This is a genomic window from Arenibacter sp. P308M17 (assembly GCF_003426735.1).
In the GTDB taxonomy this organism is placed as follows: Bacteria; Bacteroidota; Bacteroidia; order Flavobacteriales; family Flavobacteriaceae; genus Arenibacter.
Genome location: NZ_QVON01000001.1, coordinates 210,148 through 231,619 on the forward strand (window position 1 = coordinate 210,148; position 21,472 = coordinate 231,619).

17 protein-coding genes are annotated in these 21,472 nt (G+C 36.0%); 15 read left to right on the forward strand and 2 right to left on the reverse strand.

Annotation, left to right across the window (positions count from 1 at the left end; all coding sequences use genetic code 11):
* The first annotated feature begins 121 nt into the window (after positions 1–121).
* Positions 122–1,333 carry a site-specific integrase gene (locus D0S24_RS00920; RefSeq protein WP_117017986.1) on the forward strand — a complete coding sequence of 404 codons (1,212 nt, stop codon included), beginning with the start codon at positions 122–124 and terminating at the stop codon, positions 1,331–1,333.
* 188 nt (positions 1,334–1,521) lie between these two features.
* On the opposite strand, the gene D0S24_RS00925 is transcribed toward D0S24_RS00920, so the two are convergent.
* Together D0S24_RS00925 and D0S24_RS20985 are read right to left on the reverse strand one after the other, a co-directional pair.
* Positions 1,522–3,270, reverse strand: a complete 1,749-nt coding sequence (locus D0S24_RS00925; protein ID WP_117017987.1) for an ATP-dependent endonuclease — start codon at positions 3,268–3,270, stop codon at positions 1,522–1,524.
* Positions 3,271–3,677: 407 nt separating this feature from the next.
* Positions 3,678–3,902, reverse strand: coding sequence for a helix-turn-helix domain-containing protein (locus D0S24_RS20985; protein ID WP_258922812.1), 225 nt, complete (start codon positions 3,900–3,902; stop codon positions 3,678–3,680).
* Positions 3,903–3,983: 81 nt separating this feature from the next.
* Between D0S24_RS20985 and D0S24_RS00935 the strand changes: the two genes are divergently transcribed.
* The 14 genes from D0S24_RS00935 to D0S24_RS01010 all read left to right on the forward strand — a co-directional run bounded on the left by D0S24_RS00935 (position 3,984) and on the right by D0S24_RS01010 (position 21,401).
* Positions 3,984–4,469 carry a hypothetical protein gene (locus D0S24_RS00935; RefSeq protein ID WP_117017989.1) on the forward strand — a complete coding sequence of 162 codons (486 nt, stop codon included), beginning with the start codon at positions 3,984–3,986 and terminating at the stop codon, positions 4,467–4,469.
* A 272-nt stretch (positions 4,470–4,741) separates the two neighbouring features.
* Positions 4,742–5,218, forward strand: a complete 477-nt coding sequence (locus tag D0S24_RS00945) for a hypothetical protein (protein ID WP_117017991.1) — start codon at positions 4,742–4,744, stop codon at positions 5,216–5,218.
* Positions 5,219–5,370: 152 nt separating this feature from the next.
* The gene (locus D0S24_RS00950) at positions 5,371–5,715 is read left to right on the forward strand and encodes a hypothetical protein (protein WP_117017992.1); all 345 of its coding nucleotides are present in this window, start codon (positions 5,371–5,373) and stop codon (positions 5,713–5,715) included.
* Positions 5,716–5,884: 169 nt separating this feature from the next.
* Positions 5,885–6,775, forward strand: coding sequence for an AAA family ATPase (locus tag D0S24_RS00955; RefSeq protein ID WP_117017993.1), 891 nt, complete (start codon positions 5,885–5,887; stop codon positions 6,773–6,775).
* Complete coding sequence (locus D0S24_RS00960) at positions 6,759–7,739, forward strand: DUF3871 family protein (RefSeq protein ID WP_117017994.1); 981 nt, start codon at positions 6,759–6,761, stop codon at positions 7,737–7,739. The genes D0S24_RS00955 and D0S24_RS00960 overlap by 17 nt, the downstream gene beginning before the upstream one ends.
* Positions 7,740–8,475: 736 nt before the next feature.
* On the forward strand, positions 8,476–9,561 hold the full coding sequence (locus tag D0S24_RS00970) for an AAA family ATPase (protein WP_117017996.1): 1,086 nt from the start codon (positions 8,476–8,478) through the stop codon (positions 9,559–9,561).
* Complete coding sequence (locus D0S24_RS00975) at positions 9,545–10,207, forward strand: NUMOD1 domain-containing DNA-binding protein (protein WP_117018549.1); 663 nt, start codon at positions 9,545–9,547, stop codon at positions 10,205–10,207. Before D0S24_RS00970 ends, D0S24_RS00975 begins: the two co-directional genes overlap by 17 nt.
* 166 nt (positions 10,208–10,373) lie before the next feature.
* Positions 10,374–11,828: an N-6 DNA methylase gene (locus D0S24_RS00980; protein WP_117017997.1), complete on the forward strand. Its 1,455-nt coding sequence runs from the start codon at positions 10,374–10,376 to the stop codon at positions 11,826–11,828.
* The gene (locus D0S24_RS00985; protein WP_117017998.1) at positions 11,829–13,040 is read left to right on the forward strand and encodes a restriction endonuclease subunit S; all 1,212 of its coding nucleotides are present in this window, start codon (positions 11,829–11,831) and stop codon (positions 13,038–13,040) included.
* Positions 13,037–14,437 (forward strand): P-loop NTPase fold protein, encoded by a 1,401-nt coding sequence (locus tag D0S24_RS00990; protein WP_117017999.1) that lies wholly within the window; start codon positions 13,037–13,039, stop codon positions 14,435–14,437. Before D0S24_RS00985 ends, D0S24_RS00990 begins: the two co-directional genes overlap by 4 nt.
* A gap of 3 nt (positions 14,438–14,440) precedes the next feature.
* Positions 14,441–16,825 carry an EcoAI/FtnUII family type I restriction enzme subunit R gene (gene hsdR / locus D0S24_RS00995; RefSeq protein WP_117018000.1) on the forward strand — a complete coding sequence of 795 codons (2,385 nt, stop codon included), beginning with the start codon at positions 14,441–14,443 and terminating at the stop codon, positions 16,823–16,825.
* 98 nt (positions 16,826–16,923) lie between these two features.
* Positions 16,924–17,502 carry a hypothetical protein gene (locus tag D0S24_RS01000; protein WP_117018001.1) on the forward strand — a complete coding sequence of 193 codons (579 nt, stop codon included), beginning with the start codon at positions 16,924–16,926 and terminating at the stop codon, positions 17,500–17,502.
* Positions 17,495–18,322 carry a hypothetical protein gene (locus tag D0S24_RS01005; protein ID WP_147321412.1) on the forward strand — a complete coding sequence of 276 codons (828 nt, stop codon included), beginning with the start codon at positions 17,495–17,497 and terminating at the stop codon, positions 18,320–18,322. The genes D0S24_RS01000 and D0S24_RS01005 overlap by 8 nt, the downstream gene beginning before the upstream one ends.
* A 1,516-nt stretch (positions 18,323–19,838) precedes the next feature.
* Entirely contained in the window at positions 19,839–21,401 is a 1,563-nt protein-coding gene (locus D0S24_RS01010; RefSeq protein ID WP_117018003.1) for a Fic family protein, read from the forward strand.
* Positions 21,402–21,472 lie beyond the last annotated feature (71 nt).

Sequence of the window (21,472 nt, forward strand, 5' to 3'; positions counted from 1 at the left end):
CAACTTGCCAAGTTATTAATGGATATTTGGTGTCCCTCTAGGTGTCCCTTCAAAATTCCTAGGTGTCTCATTTTTAAATCCGAATTGCATGCCAATTGTTAAACATTAAAATCAATTGGTTATGAATCAACTATCAATCTCAGTTTTGTTTTACTTAAATAAATCGAAACTAAATCAAAAAGGACTATGTCCAATTAAATGTAGAATCACCTATCAGAAAAAACGAAAGGAATTTTCTACAGGTCTATTTGTAAGTCCAGAGTATTGGAATGCGAAAAGACAAATAGTACTTGACACTGACTTGGAAGGTAAATCCAAAAATGGACATCTATCAATAATAAGTCAGAAACTCAATAATGCTTTTCTCTCATTGGAACTAGCCTCTGACGATTATGATATTAATGACATTTTTGATAAATACGCAGGTAGGGTAGTCCAGAAAGAGGACAACGTGGTGAACTATTTTAGGAGGTTCCTAGTTAAAAAATCCCAACTAGTAGATAAGGATATAAAGGAAGCTACTTATAAAAAATTTGAGTATGTGTGCAATGACCTTGAGGCTTTTATATTATCGGAATATAAAAAGAAGGACTTTCCACTGAACAAACTTAACCCTCAATTTTTAGATGATTTAGAGCATTATTTAAAGATAGTAAAGGGTCAGAAGCAAGTTACCATAAACAAGGCTATCCAACGCTTCAGAAAACCTATTAAGGTGGCTGTAGCCGAAGGATATTTGGATAAAGACCCATTCACACAACATAAACCAGGACGGGTCTTAAAAGAGGTTGTTTTCCTTTCTACAGAAGAGTTGGAAAAACTTGAGAAACACCAGTTCACCCAACCTAGACTTCAATTGGTAAAGGATTTATTCATTTTTTGTTGTTATACTGGATTGGCATACCATGAGATGTCCAATTTAAAAAAAGAGCACATAATAAAGGGATTTGATGGTAACCTATGGATCAAAATGAAAAGGGAGAAAACAAGTAAAATGATATCTGTTCCATTATTGCCAAAAGCCAAGGTCCTCCTAGATAAATATAACAATACGGTTGAGGGCTTTGCACTACCTAAATTTAGCAACCAAAAAATCAACTCCTATCTAAAGGAAATATCTGGAATAGTAGGAATAAATAAATCTATAAGCCATCATGTGGCTCGAAAAACTTTTGCATCTACTGTGCTCCTTTACAATGATGTTCCCATGGAAATCGTGAGTGAATTGTTAGGTCATTCCAGCATGAAGATTACGCAGGAGTATTACGGAAAGATTGTTCAGAAGAGGGTTAGTGAGGAGATGTATAGGGTATCAAAAAAACTGATTCAGTAAGGCACATGGTTAAATCCCTTCTTGTTAAGCCATAGTGAGGATTTAATGAATTTTCTCATTTTAATATTGATAAAATTACCCAGTACGAGACCCATATGTACGGTGGTGTGAGAGGTGCAGTCCGTTTCTATTTAGGGGCGGAACCCTCTACTCGATTGGGAACAGTTTTCATATATTCAATTGCCGTCCTAAAATTCTTTAAGTTTCTTTTTTAACTCTGATATAAATTTTGAATAATCAGATTCAATTTTGCTTTTAGTAAGTTTCATAATCAAGTTTTTCTTTATAGTTTGTTTATTGTCTTTGTCATTTGAAGTGGCTTTGTCAATATTTTGAATTGCATTTTTTGATAAGTCGTAAGTGAAATCTGCATGCCCACTTTCTTTGATTGTTGTATTAATGTAACTTTGGGTCAGGAAATCTTCCATTGTCGAAACCTTACTTTCTACGTCTCCATATGACAGCCAATAGTTCTTGTATTCGGGGTAGTATTTTTCAAAATCTTTGCGTTTGTCATTAGAGGTTTTATCGGAATCTGCCACTATTAAAAATTTCTTGTTAGCCAGAATTAAAAGCTGAACTAAAACCTCGAGTCCTGAAATCCCTCTTAGAAATACCTTACCATATTCGTCAAAAGATTTATCCCTATTGAATACACAATATTTTTCAAACAATTGTTTATCAAGCCAGCCCTCAAAAATGATATTGATAGGTTGTAAACATTCGAAAATACTCGAGCCGATTGCGTTTCTTAATAACTCGTCATCGCTAAAAGGCGCATTAGAATCTTGTGCTTTCAGAGTAGTAATGTCATCTATTTTTTCAACGATTAGATGACGATCTATACACCTAGAATCAATCATATATTGCGAGTGTGTTGTGTATATAACTAGAGCCTTTTCAGCAATTTTCAGCAATTCATCTCGTAGGTAACGTACGCTAGTCGGGTACAAGCTCTGATCAGGTTCATCAATGAGAATGATATCATGACTATCAAATTTATTGCTTCTGGATTGTGTACTTAACATTAGTAAAATACTAATGAATTTTTTGAAACCATCGCTGCGATCTTCAAATGAGTAGTTTGTCTTATTGACCACTTTAATTAATATTTCTTCTTTCCCATTCGGAATCAAAGCAAGACGAGTTTGCTTAAAATCTTTCCAAATACTGTGGAATACTTTCGTAGTTGCTTTTGAGATCTGTTCCAGTAAATTGGTATAATCACCATCTTCTTCGATGGCATCCTCAAATTCTTGCTTTACATCGGCTCTATTGCATAAGGTAAAAATATTCTCAAGAGCTTTTTGGGAACCTGGATCCTTTACGAATTCATCAATAGAAACAGTACCTGGTAAAAGAAAGTCCTCTTTATATTGCCAATAATTACAATTAATAGGTTGTTCAGTATAAACTTCCTTTACGTATTCAAATAACTTAAATTTAAGGTTAAAATCTGTATCACCTTCAAGACTCAATGTGTTATTCTTTATAAAGACCTTTTTAGTAGTTCCCCAATCATTATCATTGATTTGCCAATAGCTAAAAAAAGGACTTGAATCATTTTTAGTGTCAATCTGAATAATTAGCTCATGAAATTTCGTTTTTATCAAGTCTTGGATTGATTTTTTATTTTTTAATTCAATCAACTCAGTCTTCTCAATCATATTAAATCTTTGAAAAACTTCATCTATATCTGTCTGATCAAGTTTGACAATTGCTCGAACAAAATACTCATCGATTTTTTCGTTATCAATTCTCTTTCTTCGATCCTTTGTAGAAACGGAATACTCACCGAAAACGGAGGCAATTGCCTTTAAGACATTACTTTTGCCCGCTTCATTCTTTCCAACTAAAATTTTGCAGTTTTGATCAAGATGAATTGTCTCATCTTTAATTGATCTGAAATTTTTGATGCGTATTCTATCTAGTTTCATTGTATTTATTTCATTATAATTTACCGTAACTTTATTTAATTGTGCCCAAAGTTGTATATAATTACTAGTGTATATATTTCTATTTTGTCAACACCACTAATCTAGTGGATTTTTAATGTTTTTAAAAGTATTTGTGGGAACATATGTATTATATGCATTGTATTGCCTGGACGGAGCCCTAATGGCAGCCGTATCTGTCTAAGTACAACAACTTAATATTTTCAGGCACACTATTTTTATGTTATAAGATAAGGTGTATTGCATCCATGGTGTTGATTTATAGCGACATTCCTATGGAGACTGTCAGTGAGCTTTTAGGTCATTCAAGTATTAGTATAACATAGGAATGCTTTAGGAAGGTTGTTTAGAAAAAAATAGGTAAAGTAATGGAACAGCGATCTAAACGATTACCAATCAAATAATTCAGATACTTTTATATCAAGGACTGTAGCAATTCGAGAGGCGTTGGCAATAGAGGTATTTATTATTCCCCTCTCTATTCTACTAATTTGTGAGATTTCAACGCCTAATTCGTTGGCAAGGAATTCTTGAGTGAAACCTTTAGATTTTCTCAATCTTCTGAGGTTTTTCCCGAAGCTTAATAAAAATGCATTTTCGTCAATTAAATCCACACAATAAAAATGGTGGAGAAAAAATGTTTTTATATAGGCATATATGCCTATTTTTAATTAACCATAATTCAACTATACCAAATGAAAAATTTTAGATTATCATTTATATTCCTGTTGCTATATCAGTTTGGAATTGCGCAATGTGATATTAAAACAACGGAAAAACCAGATGGAAATTTAATTAAATATTTTAATCCCAAGCCAGTTGTAAGGCAATCGGATTACGAAATTGGAGTATCCATTTATAAGAACATTACAACGGATGTTGTAATGGTGAATACATCTATTCTTTTTAAAGGTAAAGCGCCACAAAAATTAACAGGTAAACTTGTCATTCAGACAGCAGGTCAAAAAGGAATTTCCTTGGAACCTTTAGTCTCTGAATTGATTAAAATGAATGGTAGAGATGTGGCTATTGGTCTTTATGAAATAGATAAATCATCGTTATTAGAACTGTTAAACTATGATTTGAAAAGTATTTTTGTTTATGTTGGTGAGAACCTAGTTGGTTCGACTATCACTGAGAATAAGGGAACATTGCGACTTAATTTAGGTTGTTTTAAATAAAGTAAGATTCTGAAACTGAATTTTGTAATGTTATGGAAAAAGATAATAGCAAGGAAGATAGCAAAAATGGGTCTAACAAAGGGTGTTCAATTTTTGGACTAATTGTATTCATCTGTTTATTATGGTTTATTGATGGGTTTCTTGGATCTAAATTTGACGTTGACTCGGGAGTCGAAAATGTACTTAGCAATATAATGTTATTGATAACTTTTGGAATTGTAGCAGCCATTGTGATTAGTATAATGAAAGATATAAATAAATAGAATGGAGTAATGACTTCTCAAGTAAAGGAGAAATTGTATATCGATGGTAAAGAGTACGGGATGGCAACAGAACCATTAAAACCTTATTTGGAAAAATTGGATAATAAACCCAAATTTTCAATTCTAAATACAGGATGTTGGAGGGGATATGTCGGAAAATGGGAATTGCTCAATAACCATCTATATATAATAGATTTTTTTAGTCAAATAGAAATAAGAAATGAAATTGTAGAGGTTGGACTGGACTATTTATTTCCAGATAAAGAAAAGGTATTTGCGAATTGGTTTAGTGGCTCAATAAGCCTTCCTCATGGAAAAATCACAAAGTATGTCCACGCAGGTTATGCAACAGAGTATGAAAAACTACTATTTTTAGAATTTAATAATGGGGTACTAATCAACTATAAAATAAAGGACGATCCAAATCCACCAATAGTTGCGAAACAAGGATTTTGGAACAAAATGATTTCAATATTCAGAACCTAAAAAAAATCTACATTTCAAAAATTTTTTTCTAAAATTTTTTCTGACACTTCCTTCACGCAAGAGCAGACTAACCGAAAGCTCACCCCCCGCCCTTTTTGGATTTTACGGGATACCCCCGTGCTTTAATTGTTTAATCTTAAATTAAAAAGACCATGGTAAAAATAATTGGTTACAAGACCTATTCAAAAGAGGATGGAACTGAATTTTGTACATTAATTGTACACGGAGGACTGGAAACAGTCAAAAGTAAAGAAACTGGCAAAACCTATCTTACCGTTAGGAAAGCTCATGTGCCCTGTACCTTTGACAGCAACGTTTGCGAAAGTCTAATTGGTAACGAACTGGCAGGAAACATTAAGAAAGTTAAGGTTGACCCTTACGAGTACACCAATCCGGAAACAGGAGAAATCATGTCCTTGTCGCATAGGTATGAATTTATTGGTCCAGATGAGGAAATCTTGGATAATCATATAGTGGAGGAGGAATTGGTTTCTTAGAAAAATAACCTACATAATTATAAAGGGCTTCAGAAATGGAGCTCTTTTTTTATGTTTTTTTTTCAGTTGGGAGCTTCTTAATTAAGTTTATGATAACCTCAAAAATTTAATTATGATCTAATTAAAAATATTATCGAATACATATATCACCTAAACAAAAATAGAAATCATGAAATTACAAACTGCACAACGGCACCAGGTAAAACTGAGGCTTGGATTGAGTGGAGCAAGTGGATTTGGCAAAAGCTATTCCGCTTTATTATTGGCTCATGGAATAACCAATGATTGGTCCAAGATTGCCATAATAGATACAGAAAATAACAGTGCCAGCCTTTATTCCCATTTGGGCAATTTTAGTGTTTTATCACTCGATGAACCCTATAGTCCAGAAAGATACATAGAAGCCATTAAAACTTGTGAGAATGCGTCTATGGAGGTCATTATTATCGATAGCATAACCCATGAATGGCAGGGTAAGGGAGGATGTCTCCAAATCCATGAGCAATTGGGAGGCAGGTTTCAGGATTGGAGTAAAGTATCTCCACGGCACCAGGCTTTTATAGATGCCATTTTGCAATCCAGATGTCACATGGTAACCACGGTCAGGAGCAAGATTGACTATTCCCTGGATAGTGACCAAAATGGAAAGACCAAGGTTGTCAAACATGGTACAAAAGAGATTACGCGTGAGGGCTATGAGTATGAGCTTACTGTGAATTTTGAACTTATCAATGACAAGCATCTTTGTAAGGCATCAAAAGATCGCACAGGACTTTTTATGGATAAACCAGAATTTATAATAAACCAAGCCACAGGTAAAAAACTGATTCATTGGTGCAATGAAGGATTATCTGTAGAACAAGCCAAAACAGAAATAGCCAAATGTACTACAATTGAGGGTTTGCGCCATTTATATCAAAAATATCAAGGACTTAAAAAGGAAGTTTATCCAATGATTTTAAATCGCAAATCCGTTTTGGAAACCGTTACAGGTCAAATTGTGTCATCAGAAACCATTATTAACCCTCTAAAAACAAAAGAACATGGAACTAATAACTAATCCTCGTCCACAATCGATGATTCAGGACACAATGGAAATTAAAAACAATCATTCCAGTAGTTTTATAGAAGCCAATACACAGAAGGTGTCATTGGAACATCTACAGAAAGATTGTATTATACCAGTTTGGTCAAAGGATAATGAAACAACCATTAGCCACGGACAGTTTATTGGCAATACCATGGAGATAGTTCAAAATCTATTTCCTGAATTGCAGGTCAATTCACCTGACATTAGGGTAAGCCATGTGGTCAAGGGAAGGATACCATCTGCCATAGGCAAGCCAGTTAAGGAGCTAAAGGAACATGAGAAGACCATTTATTATGAAAGATGTGGTTTTCTAATTGACCTACCCAACATAGTAGAGGTAATCAATGGAAACGAACTGAGTCTTAGTGTAGGTGGGGTCCGTGCCTATAATCAAGAAAACTTGTACAGCAGAAAATCCTTGGAGAAATTCAAGGTTTTTATTGGCTTTAAAAATAAGGTTTGTACAAATCTGTGCATTTCAACAGATGGATTTTCCAATGAAATACGCATTGGGTCAATAGATGAACTGGGCAAACAGATGGAGAATTTATTTCAATCCTATAATCGGGAAAGACATTTGGAACTGATGCAGAGAATGTCCAGATATAGATTTACGGAGAAGCAATTTGCCCATTTTTTGGGGAGACTTAGGATGTACCATCACATGACCAAGTCGGAACAGCTTCAGGTATTCCCTATCCATCTAAACGATAGTCAGGTAAGTGTGTTGGTCAAGAATTATTATAACTGCCCAAACTTTGGAAGAAATAAGGATGGTTCCATAGACTTCTGGAAATTGTTCAATTTGCTAACCGAAGCCAACAAGTCATCTTATATCGATACGAACTTGGAACGCAATGTAAATGCATACGAGTTGATCAACAACCTAGGAAATTCCATGGAAAACGGAATTTTAAATTGGTACACTCAATAATAAATATAGCTATTAGGCGCTTGACTGCAAATAAACCAGCTAGTGGAATAACTTATAAATTGGCAATATGGATGAGGAGAAATTAGCGGAATTACTTAAATATAGCTCGCCTAAAGAACTATACATAATAACCTGGAACAACTTGTTAAAAATACTTTTTTGTCCGTTTAAGGTTCGGGTACTACAGGGAGTAGGCAATTTAAAAAAAGGCAGTATTGTCTGGGTAGAAGAAGTCAAAGTTACTAGGGATTTGGTAACGGTGTACATAATTAAGGGAGAAGCCTATTACTATAATAGATTCGACATAATCTTATAAAAAAAAGGAGTCATGCTGTATTTTGGATAACCAAGCTTTTGAGACGGTTCCTCCTTTAACAAAGAACCACTGAAAATGATTTGAGCTCAAAATGGGTGATGAAAACTAGAAATAGTATAGTTGCCCATTTACAACAAAAAATTGATATAAAAAAATATATATTGTTAAAAATTAGGAAAATTCAATAATTTTACGTATATTCGTAGCTGTTTTTGGATTTTAGATGAAGGAGATTGATGAAAGTGATTAAGCAAAAAAACAAAAAAATAAAGTTATTTGGGCGCTCGCCATATTCTTCATTTAAAATAACTATTCCAAAATTTTATTAAAACTGTCGGCTTAAATAGTTGCCGAAACTTTAATCAGACTACTCGGACTATCCTGACTGGGATATTTCGTTAGTTATAATATTAATATAGAATGGAAGAAACTAATCATGTTTCAAATGAAGAAGGTAGAATAGTTGTTGTCAAGGCTATTGACCTTATTAACAAGGTAAAAGAAGAACCAGAACCAAGTTTTTTGTGGAAAGGAATACCAGAGGGCTCAACAGGATTGATAACTGGTGTGGGAAAGACAGGTAAAACTACATTTGCCGAAAACCTGGCAATTAGCCTAAGTGTTGGTAAAAAGGAATTTTTTGGATTTCCAATGGATGGAGTTCCTAGAAAATCACTGTTCATTAACTTAGAGGAAAGTTATAGAGTTAAAAGCCGAAGAAATATAAGACAGATTGCAAGTTTAACCCCTGCAGAGTTGGATCTTTTCGCTAGTAATTATTTAAGTACTCCTTTGGATTTTCCTCAATATTTGAATACCGAGAATGACTGGGAACTAATGCGAAATTATATAATTGCGTCTGAGGCGGAAGTTGTGTTTATTGATAGTTTAGGTCATATGTGCATTGGGGAAATTGAAAAGAGTCTTATAGCACAAAATTTTACTAAGACATTTAAAGAGTATTTAGGGAATCTTAATAAAACATTGATTATAGTGCATCATATGACAAAAGGCAGTGATAAGCCAATTGACCAAGATTCAATCGCTGGTAGCCGATTTATTGCCCAAGAATTTGACTATGCATATGGCTTAGCACATGTGCCAAGAGCGACGGGTGGAAGTTATGCATGTTTATTATACAATAAATATATTGAAAAGGATGATACCACCTCTTATTTATATAAAATGTCCAATGATGGATGGGTAGAGTATTTATCGACGGAAAATAAGTATAATTTGTATAAAGACAGTCGTATTGACGGTAGGGCAAATTCTACCAATAATGATCTTATATATAAATATGTTAAGAGTAAGGCTAGTCAGGGTAGTCAGACTATAACGTCTCAGGAGTTCATGGAAAATTTCGTTTCTAATAATACAATGTCGAAGGATACCCTGTATAAAAAAATTGGACATCAAATTCAAGATGGTTTAATTGAAAGGAAAGAGGGTAATGAGGGAGTTTATAAAATTAACTTGGGGACTGGAAATGGAGAAAGAAAATAGTAATTATATAATATATAAGGCGGTCAATTTCCAATCTGGTGGTGTGTACATTGGTGCGACGGGTAAAAGTTTGGAAGAGCGTATGCAGGACCATATACAAAAATCCAATAAAGGATTAGGAGGTTATTTTCAGGAAGCTATCGGGACTTATGGTCCGGAGGCTTTTACTTGGGAGCAAATAGATACTGCCAATGATGTCAATGAGATGGCTAGCAAGGAGAAAAAATACATTTTGAAATATAAAAGTAACAAAGATGGCTATAATTCCGATTGTGGAGGTGGAGTTCAAAAGAATGTTTACCAATATAGTGTGGATGAAGGAAGATTGGTTGGGACTTATGATTCATTAGAACATGCTGCTAAGGCGGTTAATTCATCTAGGAAATCTATAAGCAATGCATGCCTTGGCTATAATAAATCCTGTAGAGGGTTCTATTGGAGTTATGATTGTTCAGAGCCATTTATACCAGAAATGGATAAAAGGAAGAAGGAAGTTTACCAAATATCCCTTCAGAATCAATTTGTAGCTAAATATGTATCTGTTTCAGAAGCATCAAAGCAAACAGGAATATCCAAAACCTGTATCTCTAGATGTTGTAGAGGTGAAAGGGATCGCAGTGGAGGATATATATGGAAATACATTTAGAAAGAAAGGGCAGCAGATATGTTGCCCTTTTTATTTATATATTTAAAGTTTCATGGCAAGCAATTTTGAAAATTAGTGCAATCATGGAAATATAAACGGAAATAAAATAATAAAGGTCGTTTAATAGCTGCTTTTTTTATTTTTAGAGACAAATTCAAAATGACCGATGTTCGAACAAACTTTTAAAAATATTGACGACCTTTTATACAAAGATGCAGGTGCAGATAGTGAATTGGACTATATAGGACAGACCTCGTGGGTTATGTTCCTTAAATACCTGGACGAACTGGAGCAAGACAAAGCAGATGAAGCAGAGCTAAAAGACGAATACTACCAATACATATTAGACCCAGAATACCGTTGGCCAATTTGGGCGATGCCTAAAGGGGCAGATGGCAAATTGGACCATCACATTGCAATGACAGGACCGGATCTTATCCAATTTGTGGACCAGAAGCTATTTCCATATTTGGCTGGATTTAAACTTACGGCAGACAACCCCCAGACCATAGAATATAAAATAGGTGAGATTTTTTCAGAGTTAAAAAATAAAATTCAAAGTGGATACATTTTAAGGGATATTTTAGATTATGCCGACGAGCTTCCCTTTAGGTCATCAACAGATAAGCATGAGCTGAGCGAGTTGTACGAAACCAAGATTAAGAATATGGGTAATGCTGGTCGTAATGGGGGGCAATATTACACTCCCAGGCCACTCATTAGGGCCATGATAAATGTAGTGGACCCAAAGATAGGCGAGAAGGTTTACGATGGAGCGGCAGGCTCCTGTGGCTTCCTATGTGAGGCTTATGAGTATATGTATGACCGCATGGAAAAAACCACGGATAATCTCCAGACCCTTCAGGAAAGAACATTTTATGGAAAGGAGAAAAAGAACCTGGCTTATGTGATTGGAATTATGAATATGATTTTGCACGGGATAGAAGCCCCTAACATTATCCATACCAATACCTTGGGGGAAAACATAAGGGACATCCAAGAGAAAAACCGTTACCATGTCATTCTGGCCAATCCACCCTTTGGCGGAAAGGAACGTAAAGAGGTACAACAGAACTTTGATATTAAAACAGGGGAAACCGCTTTTCTGTTTTTACAACACTTTATAAAAACCTTAAAAACTGGAGGTCGTGCTGCTATAGTCATAAAGAATACTTTTTTAAGTAATACCGATAATGCCTCTGTTGCCTTACGCCAATATTTATTGGAGAGTTGTAATCTACATACAGTATTAGATATGCCCGGGGGAACCTTTTTAGGTGCTGGAGTAAAAACTGTGGTGTTATTTTTCGAGAAAGGTGAAACAACTAAAAATATCTGGTATTATCAACTGGACCCAGGGCGAAACATGGGTAAGACCAATCCTTTAAATGATAAGGATTTAGCGGAGTTTATAAAATTACAAGAAACCAAACCTGAAACGGAGCAATCGTGGAATGTAAAAGTGGCAACAATAGATGAAAAAACCTATGACCTGATTGTTAAAAACCCAAATATTCCAAAGGAAGCAGCATTACGAAGCCCAAAGGACTTATTAGCGGAAATGGAATCATTAGATGATGAAACTAATGCAATTTTACAATCGATTAAAGAGTTAATTTAAATGATGGTATTAAAAAAGTTCGGTGAAGTTTGTGATTTTGTAAGAGGTCCATTTGGTGGTAGTCTAAAGAAAAGTGGTTTTGTCGAGGATGGATATGCAGTCTATGAACAGCAGCATGCCATTTATGATCAATTTACTGAGATACGATATTTTGTTGATGAGGAAAAGTTCAATGAAATGAAAAGATTCGAGCTTAAGCCTAACGATTTAATAATGAGTTGTTCCGGAACAATGGGGAAAGTTGCAATTGTACCACAAAGTATAAAGAAAGGGATAATTAATCAAGCACTTTTGAAGCTTACACCAAAAAAGTTTTTGGATGTTGAATATCTAAGGTATTGGATGACCAGTCCAGACTTTGATGCAAGAATAGAAGAGAACACAGTTGGAGCAGCCATAAAAAACGTAGCATCTGTTAAAATTTTAAAGCAAATTGATGTTCCCACACCACCTCTTCCTGAACAACAACAAATCGTTGCCCTATTGGACGAGGCCTTTGAGGCCATAGACCAAGCTAAAGCTAATATTGAGAAAAACATTGAAAATGCAAAGGAGCTGTTCCAGTCCAAACTCAACGATATCTTTAGTCAAAAAGGTGAGGGTTGGGAGGAAAGGACTTTGGGCAAAGTTTGTATGAAAACAAAAAATATTAGGTGGCAAGACCATATAAATGAAGAATATCAGTACGTTGATTTAAGTTCAGTTTCGAGAGAAACTTTAAAAGTGACAGAAACAGCAATAGTTAATGACAAGAATGCACCAAGCCGAGCAAAAAAAATTATTGAAAAAGGCGATGTAATATTTGCTACTACAAGACCAACACTAAAAAGAGCAACTATTATTGATGAAGAACTAGATGGTCAAATTTGTAGTACTGGTTATGTAGTGTTAAGACCAAATGAAAAGATTAGTACAGATTGGATATTTTTCTATCTTTTGACTTCAACATTCATAGATAGAATGGAGTCCTTACAACGGGGAGCAAGTTATCCCGCTGTAACTGATAGCGATGTAAAAGGTTCAATATTGTCGATTCCAACATCAAAAATTATTGAGGGCAAATATATTAGCGTAATGCATCAATTACGAGAAGGTACGAGTGAACTTATTATTCAATATCTGGAAAAATTAAATTCACTCGAAGAACTCAAAAAATCTATCCTTCAAATGGCGTTCACAGGGGAGTTAACAGATAAAGCTGTTGAGGTATGAAAATTAAGCATAATGACATAGTAATACCTGAAAACAACCCTTTTGTAAATTGTAAATTAGGTAGGGAACAGTATGCTGATGTGTTGACTAGTATTACTGAAAATTATTCAGATGGTTTTGTATTGGCTATAGATAACAAATGGGGTCAAGGCAAGACCACTTTTATAAATATGTGGCGGCAAAAACTGAAAAATATAGGATTCAGCACCCTCTACTTCAACGCATGGGAGAATGATTTTCATGATGATGTTATCCTATCATTAATAGCTGAGCTCGAGGAGCTTAGGGAGAAGTCATATGAAAATTTCGATAGTTTAATTAGTAAAACAGCAAAGTTCATGAAAAAGGCTGCGCCCGAATTAGTTAAAGGAGCCGTTGGAAAATTTGTGGGTAATGAAGCTGTTACTATAGTAGCAGAGGCTGCTGTAGAGTTTACTACGGACGAAATAGAAAGCAGTTTAAAAGAGATAAAGGAGAGAAAAAAAGGAATTCTTGAGTTCAGACAAAGTCTTGAAAAATTCGTTGAATCAGTGGACAATAAAAGACCTATTGTGTTTTTTATTGATGAATTGGATAGGTGTAGACCAAATTACAGCGTGCAAATTTTAGAAAAGGTAAAGCATTTTTTCAACGTTCCAGGTATTGTTTTTGTTTTGTCCATTGACAAAAGCCAGTTGTGCCATGCAATTAAAGGTGCATATGGCAGCGAAAATTTTGATTCGAAGGAATATCTAAAAAGGTTCATTGATTTGGAATATAGTATTCCAAATCCCGATGCAGAAAAAGTAGTTGACTATTACTTTGAATATTTCGGAATAGAGGAATTTTATAAAAAACAAACTAGATTACATAGTCGTGGTTTAAATGTTGAGTTCGCAAATTTTTTAGAAACTTTTATCGTTTTGATTTTAAATAAAACTCTTAATTTGAGGGCAATTGAAAAAATAATCGCCCATTTCAAAATTGTTCTTTCATCATTTTCCTCAAACCAGTATACCTTCCCTGAAATTATTCTTTTAATTATCCTTTTGAAGAAATACAATGAAGATTTTATTAGAGAAATAGTTGATAAGGCATATACTCCACAAGAATTGGTAAATAAATTAGAAATGGAATTTAAGGTTAACAAGGGTGATGAGGAAAGACAGAAAAGAGTTCTGAGTTTTATGTTCGCCACTTTTATTTATGCTTATTGTAATTACATTAAGGGTGATTTTTATGCTAAAAAATACCTGGAAAGTGTAGAAGGAAAAAGCAAATTGATATTAACTACTAATTATGACCAAAAAAAATTTGAAAATATATTTATACTCCGGAATAACGATATGAATATAAGTGATGTGGACTTAGATTGGTTAATAGGAAGAATTGATTTTATAGAAAAAATGGTTGGTTAAATAATGAATGAAGCCCAAACAGAATTTGAATACATTGATCCTGCACTTAGGAAAGCCGGCTGGGGAACAGTAGAGGGTTCACGGGTATTCAAACAATTTCCTATCACCAATAAAGAAAAACCTGGGGTGCGTAATTATTCTCAACTAAGAGCAGATTATGTACTTATATATAAGAATAGAAACCTCGCCGTCATTGAGGCCAAAAAACGAGACCAGTACTATACGACAGGCGTTGGGCAAGCTAAGGATTATGCTGAGCGGCTGAATATTAGATATTCCTATGCTACCAATGGACTTCAAATATATGGTGTGGACATGGATGAAGGAACTGAAGGTGATGTGAGTAAGTATCCTTCACCAGATGAACTTTGGGAGATGACCTTTCCAACACCTAAGGAGGAGTATAAGGTGGAAATAGCAGATTGGAAAGAGCGTTTGTTTTCTGTTCTGTATGAAGATAGGGGTGGCACATGGCAACCGCGCTACTATCAAAATAACGCCATTACAAAGGTATTAGAGGCCGTTGCAGATAAAAAGGACAGAATCTTACTTACTCTTGCTACGGGAACAGGAAAAACAGCAATTGCGTTTCAAATAGCTTGGAAGTTATTCAATGCTAAATGGAATTTAAGACGTGATGGACAACGAAGTCCTAGAATATTGTTTTTAGCGGATAGAAATATTTTGGCAGACCAAGCATTTAACTCATTCAATGCCTTTGAAGAAGATGCCTTAGTGCGCATTGCGCCAGATGAAATAAGAAAACGTGGTAAAGTACCCCAGAATGGTAATATCTTCTTTACCATTTTTCAGACCTTCATGTCTGGACCATATGAAACACCGAACTTTGGCGAATACCCTAAAGACTTTTTTGACTTTATTATTATAGATGAGTGCCACCGTGGAGGTGCCAATGATGAAAGTACATGGCGCGCTATTATGGAATATTTTAGTCCAGCTGTCCAATTGGGGCTTACAGCCACACCAAGACGAGACGTTAACGGTGACACTTATAAGTATTTTGGTGATCCAGTATATATCTATTCCCTAAAAGAAGGTATCAACGATGGTTTTTTGACCCCTTTCAAGGTGAAAGAAATTAGTACTACCATAGACGAATATGAATATACTGGGGATGATGATGTAGAAACAGGTGAGATTGAAACCAACAAAAAATATACGGAAGCTGACTTTAATCGAATTATAGAAATCAAGGCCCGTGAGGAATATAGGGTAAAGATATTTATGGATATTATTAACCAGAACCAGAAGACCTTGGTGTTCTGTGCCACCCAAGTGCATGCTGCTGCCATTAGGGATCTGATCAATCAATATTCGAAGAGCAAAAATACCAATTACTGTCATAGGGTAACTGCGGATGATAACAAGGTAGGGGAAAAGCATTTAAGGGATTTTCAGGATAATGAAAAAAATATCCCTACCATTTTGACCACTTCCAGGAAGTTGAGTACGGGGGTAGATGCACCAGAGATTAGAAATATAGTATTGCTAAGGCCTGTAAAGTCTATGGTGGAGTTTAAGCAGATTGTGGGTAGAGGCACTCGTTTATTTGATGGAAAGGAATATTTCACAGTATTCGATTTTGTAAATGCTCACGACCATTTTAAAGACCCTGAATGGGATGGTGAGCCATTGGAACCAGAACCTTATGAAAAAGGCAAACGAGGTAAAGGTGACTGTAAAGTATGTGGACAACCAAAACCATGTGCTTGCGTTAATGAACCACCCCCAATCTGTGAGGTCTGTAAAAATGACCCTTGTGTTTGTGATGTCCCTACTAAGAAAATGATAAAGATAAGGTTGTCTGACACTAAGGTTCGTGAAATAGATTCCATGGTTAAAACTTCTTTCTGGAGCCCTTCAGGCATGCCTATTTCAGCCAAAGAGTTTATAGAACAACTGTTCGGGGACTTGCCCTCATTCTTTAAAAATGAAGAAGAACTGAGAAGGATTTGGAGCTTGCCCACTACAAGAAAGAAGTTGTTGGAAGAGCTGAATGAAAAGGGCTATACCAATTCGCAATTGGAAGATCTACGTAATTTGGTTCATGGCGAAAATAGTGACCTCTTTGATGTTTTAAACTATGTGGCCTATCATAAGGACTTGGTTCCGCGTTTAGAAAGGGCAGAGAAGGCAAAGGTTCAATTAGGAGATTACAATCCCAAGCAGCAGGATTTCCTAAATTTTGTATTGGATCAGTATGTAAAAGAAGGTGTGGACGAACTCGACGATGCTAAACTGCCCGATTTACTGGAATTGAAATACAAGGCTATTGCCGATGCAAAACGTGAGTTAGGGGCTATTAAAACCATTAGAGAATCGTTTATAGGATTTCAAAGTTATTTGTATGGTGGTGCGGCCGGTTGAAAAATGAAAGATGAATTCTTTTTGAAATTTTTAGTAGTGAATTAATGTAGTTGCAGGGATATAGGATATTATTAATAAAGATTTGTAAACACTAATTTATGGAAAAACCAGTTAAAGAAATTCGGGAAAATTACAAAAGGTATGAAGAATTAATTGGTGAGATTAAGAATACTTCTATTCAAACAATAACACTTGATGAACTAAAGGGAAACCATCAAAATACAAGAGTTAAAAAAGTAAATGTTGAACATGTATCTGTTCCTGAAAAGCTAGAATTAATTATAGAGTCCAGAATAGAAAACAAAAAAGATTTTAAATTCAAATTAAGAGCTCCAGAATACACTGGAATTCCATTTTTTAGATTTGACTCCGACGGTGTAGCACATTACAATAGAGTTCCAGATGTAGAACTTCCAAATCAAAAAGTAGAAACGCCCCATTTCCATAAATTTGATTCCGATGGTAGAAACATTGCATATAAAACTGCCCCACTAGAGAAAGCCACGGAATGTGATGCTTTACTCAATGATATAAGTCTGTGTATGGCACATTACTGTGATGAGTCTAGGACATATTACAAAAATGAATATTATGTTGAAATAATTCAAACACCTCCTACTGAATTAGATTTCGATAGTCATAAAGATAACCCTACAGAAGGTGTACAATATGAATAATCTAGAAAAAATAGCAATTAATGTCCGAGAAAGCTTTGACCAGTTATGGTCCTTTAAGCTGAGAGGAAAAGATACCATAGAAATAAGTACACCCTATTCAACAACTACGAGTAAGTTTGTTTCAATTTATGTAACGGAGCGTGGTGGAAAATATATTGTTTCTGATGGTGGTCTATTGAATTCTGAGGCTTACGAATCTGAGATTGATTATGAAAATCAATGCCTGTTAAAGATTCTTTATCATTTTGAAGCTTATTATGAAGTTAAAAGAACAGAGGATAAACAAGGCATTAAACATTATTATAAAACAACTACAAAGGCGAACTTAATCCCCAACATGGTTTATGAAATGGCTCAGTTTGTTTCTATGTGTGCATCTGCTGCAACAGTTCAATTTGAAGATGCAAAAGAAATAGAGGAAAGAAATACGTTTAGGACTAAGGCAAATACTTATATAGGTTCAAACCTTAAGGAATATAATCCCATTTTTCAAGCTAGTCTAGATAGGGATGAATATCGTTCAGTCAGGTTTAGCGCATTGATCGAAAGAAGGAATAGATTAAGCCTTGTGAGTTTTGTAACAGGTTCAAATCCTTCCAATTTTAGAAATTGTATAGCAAGAACTAATATGAATTTCGAAATTGCGGCTTCTTCTAAATATAAAGATCATATAGATAATAAGCTTGTGTTGGTTAATAATACTGCTGATGGATTTGAGTATAATCAAATTTCCAAACAACTTTTCATTCTTGAGGAACACACAGGACAGGAAGCCATATTTTGGACAGAAAGAGAAAAATTAGTAGCAATTTTAAAATAATAAATTTAGTAGAAAAGGCATACAATTCGGTTGCCCATTAAGTTGGCAAGTTGTCAAATAGTTGGATTACAAAAAGTTACTCTCCTTGGTTCGAGCCCAAGAGGGGGAGCTACTTGTAGCAAAGGCTTCGCAGAAATGCGAGGCCTTTCTTTTTTTAAGGGGGACAACATAGGGACAACTAAATGAGTCCCCTCTTCTTATTTTCTTTCATTTTACTCAATTGGTTTTTATTGCCTGCCTGTTCGGCAGACAGGTTTTTTATCGGTTTTCGTGAATCTTCGATTTAGTTCATTATTTTTTATTTCAAGGTATTCATGAATCTTCGATTTCTTTGCTTGTCCAAAGAAACCGACGCAGGAGGTTCATGAATACCTTTTTCCAAAATAGACAGGCAATGAATAAAACGAAACAAAAGAAAAGACCCTTCTTCACTAGGTGGTCCCTAAAATCTCAGGATTTTAAGGACCGATGCCATGGCCTAAATTATTTCCAAGGCTTCAATAATTCTTTACGGCAATGGCATCTCCACTACGGAAGAAGATGGGCCGGATAAGTAACTTCTAAGACCATTTATTGTGCTATGTAATAACGGTCAATGATTTTTCGGCACCATAGGTTCACGGCATTAAGGAACGGCCTATTTTCGAAGTCTGTGTTGAGAGAGGCGGGAGGAAAAAAGGTAAGGGTCAATGCGTAAAGGTTTTGGAATTAAGAGGCTGCACCGTCGATTTTCAAATTTAAGCATTGCTTTATGGTTACATAAGGCACAATAACCCTGATAATAGCTTCATAAAGACACTGCATTTTGGCTTCGTTTTCCGCAAAGGATCCCGGAGCGTATTTTGCAGTCCATGAAGGGTAATAAGTGCCTTGAAACGGAGCTATTTTACCCCGTCAAAAAGGGGCGGACCTAGCCTATTTTCATATACATCCTAACTATGGACTAACTATGGAGTATCTATGGAGTATCTATGGACTAACTATGGAGTATCTATGGAGTATCTATGGAGTATCTATGGAGTATCTATGAAAGGTAAAATTAACAAATCTAAAGGAACACTACAAAAATCGGACAGCATCCATGCGCAGGTAAGTTATGGTAAGATTCGGGTTTAAATGTTAAAGATTGATGTAAAATAAGGATACGATAGATTAATACTAGTTCTTAAAACTTGAATGTTTTTTGTTGGATAATTGGTTCCGAATGCGTTTAAAAATTTGATCAACATTAATGGCAAGGGAACTATTGTACCTGTTTCAATACCAATGGGTCATCTCTGTTAGAACGACTGGAGAAAACGTTTCCTCAATGGTTTCAAGAAGAAACTTGAAGTGGGACGTATTGACCAAGTTGAGCCATTATGTTTTGTGTTTCGAAAATACATCAACATGCATTTACTAATTTTAACACGGTTATATTTGCTAATTTCAGTACATTTGTTTTTACTAAGATTAACACGATATAAAAAACTAATTTTAGCCCGAAAACAAAGATTAAAAAAATAAATTCAACAACATGGCAACCCCCAGAGAACGATTCGCAGAAGCCCTTAGCTTTCTGAAAGGGTTACAGGACCAGGGTATAGTAGGAATTCATACCGATGATATTCCTAATGTAAAACACCGTCAATTGCTTGTCAAAAATGGATTTTTACAGGAAGTCACCAAAGGATGGTATATTGCCACAGACCCCAATGGGAAAGATGGTGAAACCACAGCGTGGTATAGTTCATATTGGGAATTTATAGCACGGTTTCTTAACCGAAAATATGGAGACGATTGGTCGCTTTCGGCAGACCAATCCTTATTGCTCCATGCCGGGAACCGGTCGGTGCCGCAGCAATTGCATATACGGTCGCCCAAGGGCAATAATAAGCCTACTCCGTTACCCTATAACACCTCCCTGTTCAATTTGAAGACCGATATACCTACTTCGGAACAGACCATAATAGAAGAAGGCATCCGCATGTATAGTTTACAGGCCTCCCTCATTTATGCAGGGGTGTCGGTGTATACAAGCAATGCCATTGATGCGCGTACCACGCTGTCGTTGATACGGGATGCTTCGGAATTATTGCCCATACTATTGGAAAACGGGCATACCACATTGGCTGGTCGATTGGCCGGGGCTTTTCGTAACATCCAACGTAACAGAATAGCCAACCAGATTATGGAAACCTTCAAACAGGCCGATTATGACATCCGGGAGGAAGATCCCTTTGATGCCAAATTGGAATTGAAATTGTCGGCAAGGGAACGTTCTCCTTATGCCAACCGCATACGCCTGATATGGCTACAGATGCGTGGGGCTGTAATGGCCAATTTTCCCCAAGCCCCCGGCATACGGACCGACCATGAATCCTATATGAAGGACGTGGACGATATATACATAACGGATGCCTACCATTCCCTGTCCATTGAGCGCTATCGGGTGACCCCTGAGTTGATTCAAAAAGTGAGTTCCGGCGAATGGGACACCGAGGAAAACGAAGGGGACCGGAAACAACGGGATGCGATGGCAGCCCGGGGCTATTATCAGGCTTTCCAATCCGTAAAGCGGAGCATCAAAGCCATATTGGAAGGAGCAAATGCAGGAACACAGGTCGATAAAGACCATGCCACATGGTACAGGCAGTTGTTCGACCCAAGTGTAACGGCAGGCCTGTTGAAGGCTTCCGACCTTTCCGGTTACCGCAATAGCCAAGTGTACATCGGAAACTCCAAACATGTTCCCCTAAATGTAGAAGCCATGCGCGATGCCATGCCCATACTATTTGAACTGTTGGAGGAAGAGTCCGAGGCTTCCGTGCGCGCCGTGCTGGGCCATTTTGTCTTTGTTTTTATCCACCCGTATATGGATGGCAACGGTCGTATGGGCAGATTCCTGATGAATACAATGCTGGCCTCCGGGGGCTATCCATGGACCGTAATTCCCGTAGAAAAGCGGGATGAATATATGCAGGCATTGGAGGAAGCGAGTGTAAGACAGAACATCGAACCGTTTGCAAAATTCTTGGGAGATTTGGTCAACGAAAGAATGAAAGGTAAAAATGCAGCGGAATTACCGAACAAAAAATAGCCACATTATATTATTTGAAATCATTTGATTAAAGTTACCGTATAGAAAGCATAAAACGCTCCCGTCGATGT